At 72.1% G+C, this 2,883-nt stretch carries 2 protein-coding genes; both read left to right on the forward strand.

All coding sequences use genetic code 11. From position 1 onward, the window contains the following. Positions 1–161: 161 nt before the first annotated feature. Complete coding sequence (locus ACWGIC_RS39965) at positions 162–1,403, forward strand: Nramp family divalent metal transporter (RefSeq protein ID WP_452081152.1); 1,242 nt, start codon at positions 162–164, stop codon at positions 1,401–1,403. Between the two features lie 104 nt (positions 1,404–1,507). Beyond that, positions 1,508–2,883: serine/threonine-protein kinase (locus tag ACWGIC_RS39970; RefSeq protein ID WP_452081153.1), on the forward strand; the 1,376-nt coding region annotated here is incomplete at its 3' end.

A 2,883-nucleotide genomic window follows, 5' to 3' on the forward strand; every position in this document is an offset into this window, starting at 1 on the left:
GCCTGACCAATGTCGGTGTTGGGCTCCTTGAGGGAATCAGATTCCCTCAAGGAGCCCTTCACGGACAGTCGGCGAGGCGTGGCGCAGCACACCCTTGCCCGGCAAAGTTCGGCATGCCTAAACTTTGAGTTGGGGCAACCGATACCAGAGAGTGGGCGCACATGGCGGTGGCGGAGGCGGCACGACCGCGCGGCGTGGCCCGGCTGCGGGCCGGCTGGGCGCTGCTCGGCCCGGCGTTCGTCGCCGCGATCGCGTACGTCGACCCGGGCAACGTGGCGGCCAACGTCAGCGCGGGCGCGCGCTACGGCTACCTGCTGGTATGGGTGATCGTCGCGGCGAACCTGATGGCCGTGCTGGTCCAGTACCTGTCGGCGAAGCTCGGGCTCGTCACCGGCCAGTCGCTGCCCGAGGCGCTGCGCGACCGGCTCTCCCGCGGCGCGCGGCTCGGCTACTGGGCGCAGGCCGAGATCGTCGCGATCGCCACCGACCTGGCCGAGGTCGTCGGCGGCGCGATCGCGCTCAACCTCCTTTTCGGGCTTCCGCTGGTCGCCGGCGGACTGGTCACCGGGCTCGTGTCGCTGGGGCTGCTCGCGGTGCAGGACCGCGGCGGCCAGCGCCCGTTCGAACGCGTGGTGACCGGCCTGCTGGTGGTGATCGCGGTCGGGTTCCTGGCGAGCCTGTTCGTCGAATCGCCCTCGGCCGCCGGAATCGCGAACGGCCTGATCCCTCGCTTCAGCGGCGGCGACAGCGTGCTGATCGCGGCCGCGATGCTCGGCGCGACCGTCATGCCGCACGCGGTGTACCTCCACTCCGGGCTGGTCCGCGATCGGCACGGCAAACCGGAACCCGAGCGCCGCCGGCGTCTCCTGCGCGCCACCCGTTACGACGTCGGGTTCGCGATGCTGCTCGCCGGCGCGGTGAACCTCGGCATGCTGCTGGTGGCCGCGACGAATCTCCAAGGCCAGCAAGGCGTCGACACCATCGAAGGCGCGCACGGAGCAGTCGCCGCCGCGCTCGGACCGGGCGTCGCGCTGCTGTTCGCGATCGGGCTGCTGGCGTCCGGGCTGGCATCGACGTCGGTGGGCGCGTACGCGGGCGCGATGATCATGCAAGGCTTGCTGCGCAAGAGGATTCCGATCGTGGTGCGCCGCCTCGTCACGCTCGCCCCGGCGATTGTCGTGCTGGCGCTGGGAGCCGATCCGAGCGCGGCGCTGGTGGTGTCGCAGGTGGTGCTGTCGTTCGGCATCCCGTTCGCGCTCGTGCCGCTGATCCGGCTCACCGCCGACCGCGGGCTCATGGGCGCGGACGTCAACCGCCGGACGACCACGGTGCTCGCCGCCGTCATCGCCGCGGTGATCATCCTGCTCAACGTCGTGCTGATCGTGCTCACCTTCACCGGCTGAGGTCGGCCGAGATCGGCTGAGCCAGTCCTAACCGGACGGAACCGGCGGCGCCGCCGGACGGTCGGACTAGCATCTGCGCGAAGCCGACCGAGGAGCCCGACCCCGTGACCGACGAACAGACCCGCCCGTACGACCCGAACCGCACGGCCCCCGCCGGCCGCGTGGTGGCCGGCCGTTACCTGCTGCTCGGCGAACTCGGCCGCGGCGGCATGGGCATCGTGTGGCGCGCGCAGGACCAGGTGATCGGACGCCAGGTCGCGATCAAGGAGCTGCGGCTGCCCGAAACCGAAGGCGCCGCGGTGTTTTCCGAGCGGATCCTGCGCGAGGTGCGCGCGGGCGGGCGGCTCAACGACCCGGCCGTCGTCACGGTCTACGACGTGGTCACCGACCAGGGCACCACCTGGATCGTGATGGAACTCGTCGAGGCGCCCACGCTCGCCGACCTGGTGCGCACGCACGGCCCGATGCCCGAGCAGCAGGCCGCGGCGGTCGGGGAGCGGGTGCTGTCGGCGCTGCAGGCCGCGCACGCCGCCGGGATCGTGCACCGCGACGTCAAACCGGCCAACATCATGGTCGCGCCGGACGGCCGGGTGAAGCTCACCGACTTCGGCATCGCGCACGCCATCGACGACCCGCGGCTCACCACGAGCGGGATGATCGTCGGCTCGCCCGCGTTCATGGCCCCGGAACGGGTCGAGGGCCGCGAGGCGATGCCGGAATCGGACCTGTGGTCGCTCGGCGCGACGCTGTACTTCGCGGTCGAGGGCATCGTCGCGTTCGAACGGCCCACCACCGCCGCCACGCTGCACGCGATCATGACCGAAGTGCCGTATCTGACCCGGGTGCAGGGCCCGCTCGGCGCGGTCATCCTCGGCCTGCTGGTCGCGAATCCGGAAGCCCGGCTCACCGCGGCGCAGGCGCGGGCGCAGCTCGCCCACGCCACCGGCCCGACGCAACGTCCGGCGACCGCGGCGCTGCCGCAGCAGCAGGAGACCCGCGTGGGCGGGCAGCCGACCCGGATGGCCGCGAAGCCGGAAGGCAAGAGCCGCCGCGGCTGGTGGGCGGGCGCGATCGCGGTGCTGGTCGTCGCCGCGCTCCTCGGCGGGTTCTTCCTCGGCAAGCCGGTCTGGTCGCCCGCGAAAGACGAGCAGCAGGCCGAGACCGTCACCTACGGCCCGGACGGCTACCTCAAGATCCAGTTCTCCTCGTACGAGATCTGCTACAACGCGGTGGTCCAGCCGGGGGTCGTGGTCAGCTCGGACAACAACGTCGACTGCAAGAAGAACCACACGCTCGAGGTCTACGACGCCGCCGCCCCGCTGCCGCTGGAGAGCTGGAGCGACGACGACGCGGTCGTCGCCCCGTATCCCGGGCTGGAGGACCTCAGCCGGGCCGCCGAGGCGCGCTGCGCGGCGGCGGTGCATTGCGCGGGGGGGGCGCCCCCGCAGCGCGCGGGGCGGGTATACCCGGCGGTAGTGCC

It is taken from the genome of Amycolatopsis sp. NPDC054798 (genome assembly GCF_053611505.1).

Excerpts from the sequence above, each read along its gene's own strand:
- ACWGIC_RS39965 (WP_452081152.1), top strand. The coding sequence starts at position 162 with ATGGCGGTGGCGGAGGCGGCACGACCGCGCGGCGTGGCCCGGCTGCGG.